Source organism: Bacillus sp. ME78 (genome assembly GCF_903970865.1).
Taxonomy (GTDB): domain Bacteria; phylum Bacillota; class Bacilli; order Bacillales; family Bacillaceae_G; genus Bacillus_A; species Bacillus_A cereus.
In genome coordinates this window covers 1-2,443 of sequence record NZ_CAJCKK010000073.1, presented here as the reverse complement: position 1 = coordinate 2,443, position 2,443 = coordinate 1, and the positions used below count along the sequence as shown (strand labels likewise).

Genomic DNA, 2,443 nt, shown 5'->3' with positions numbered 1-2,443 from the left:
CGACTTCCTTATGTTAACATCTTCGTTAGTTAATGTCAACTAAGTTTTTCATTTCATTTGTCGCTTGCGACGTTAATGTCATCGGCGACTTGTTCTATATTACACCTCTAAAGTATAATCGTCAATACGTTTTTTTAAAAACTTTATATTTTATAGATTTCATTTACGTATCTCTTCCATAGTTATATACAAGCACCCCACAGAACAATCTATGGGGTGCTCTTCTACCATAAAAACTATTGTTCTTTCGACGGCACCGAACAACTTCCATCAGCACAAGAAAGATCGCTTCCACCATCTGCTGAAAGTTCCTGTAACTTCGGTGCAGGATTCTCTTCTTCCCAAACTTGCTGAAGTGCACCAACAAAAGTTTCAAGTGGTTGTGCACCTGAAATAGCATACTTTTGATTAATAATAAAATAAGGCACTCCCGAAATTTGATATTGCTGAGCAATCGCTTCATCAATTCTAACATCATTTGCGTACGCATTTTTATCATTAATAACATTTAAAGCTTCTTGCTTATCTAAACCTGAGGCTGCAGCGATAATAGCAAGTGTATCCACATCACTTAAATTTTTCGATTCAGTGAAATATGCAAAAAGTAGATTCTCCGTAATCTCCTTTTCTTTCCCATGATTCTTTGCAAACTTCGCAAGACGATGCGCATCAAACGTATTCGTCGGCTTCATCTCATCAAAATTAAAACTTAAACCCATACTAGCTGCATGATTTCCTAGCTGTACGTTATTACGCTTAGCTTCTTCAATACTAATTCCATACTTTGATGCAAGCACTTCATTAATACTTGTTCCAGAGTAAACGGGAGTATTCGGATCCAACTCAAAACTTTTAAACTCAACTTCAACATCCTTCTTATGTGGAAATTGCTCTAAAGCCATCTCTAATCTACGTTTCCCAATATAGCAAAATGGGCATACAAAATCCGACCAAACCTCAATTTTCATATAAACACCTCATTAACATTTAGTTTTCAATCATTGTAGCACTGAGATTAAGGAATTCAAAAGTTTTTGCTCTATCTCCTTCATATAGTACATACAAAAATACACTTATAGCAGACTACCTAATTAACAAAAAAACGATAATCAAAAGGATTAACTATTATCCCTCCGATTATCGTCTATATAAATGCAACAACTTTAATTATGCCGGAATATACTTCCCTACGAACTTCCATACGGTATTCCAATATTTATTCGAATCTACTTTCTCCGCTTCTCCATGCCCAGCACCTGGAACAATTAATTTCTCTTTTTCTACTTTTGCAGCATTATATACTTCATCTAACATTTCAAAAGGAACGAATGTATCAGCATCCCCATGAATGAATAGCATAGGTGTTTTACTTTTCGCCACTTGTTTTACAGCTGAAGCTTCTTCTAAATCATATCCAGCTCTTAATTTTGTAACTGTATTTGCCGCATTCATAACAGGAAACTTCGGCAAGTGGAATAAATCTTTTAGCTGATAAGTAAATTCATCAATAACGGTTGAGTATCCACAATCTTCAATAATAACTTTAACATTAGAAGGTAAATCTTCTCCTGAAGTCATCATTACAGTTGCCCCGCCCATTGAAACACCAAATAGAGCTATTTCAGCATTAGGATCTTTCTTTAAGATTTGTTGAATCCAAATCAAAACATCTTTACGATCATGCCAGCCCATACCAACATAATCCCCTTCACTATTTCCGTGCCCACGAAGGTCTGGTGCTATGACATTATAGCCTTGTTCATAAAAGTTACGAATATATTTCGTCATTTCTGATGCTCTACCATTGTATCCATGAACCACAATTGCCCATTTATGACTAGATGATTCATTCATATATTCATAGCCTTTTAAATTCAATTTATCGAAAGAACGTATAGTTAATGTGTTAGGTTTATACTTCGATACGAAGTTCGCATTCTTTTCTTCATTTGTAGCCAATACATCTCCCGATGCATTTACCGTTTCTACTAAATGAGGATTATCTTGCAAAAATTCTTTTTCTTGTTTCGCATTCAATGCGTAGTTATAAAAATAATTCCCAACTAACATATACACGATTAATAGAAGGACTAAGACTACTATAGTAATTATACCTATCCTTTTCATATTATCTCCTTTTCTAACTTAAATCTTCTTATATTAAAGTACATCAAAAAAACAACTGTACTATTTTAACACACCAGTGAATCTTATCTTTAAGAAATAAAATAGAAAATCTTAAATTACATATCAAAAATCACGAAAGAAATCTAATGAAACTTATATAAATATGTAATTAGCTTTGAAAAGAAGTTACAAAACACAAAAAAGACGAGTCATTCTGACTCGTCTTAAAGTCGCTTGGCGACGTCCTACTCTCACAGGGACAAGGTCCCAACTACCATCGGCGCTAGAGAGCTTAACTTCCGTGTTCGGTATGGGA

At 34.5% G+C, this 2,443-nt stretch carries 2 protein-coding genes; both read right to left on the bottom strand.

The annotated features are described in order from the left end of the window. Positions 1 to 236: 236 nt before the first annotated feature. Entirely contained in the window at positions 237 to 968 is a 732-nt protein-coding gene (locus tag H6481_RS28045) for a DsbA family oxidoreductase (protein WP_000687922.1), read from the bottom strand. Between the two features lie 199 nt (positions 969 to 1,167). Next, positions 1,168 to 2,127 (bottom strand): alpha/beta hydrolase, encoded by a 960-nt coding sequence (locus H6481_RS28040; RefSeq protein ID WP_000821101.1) that lies wholly within the window; start codon positions 2,125 to 2,127, stop codon positions 1,168 to 1,170. Positions 2,128 to 2,443 lie beyond the last annotated feature (316 nt).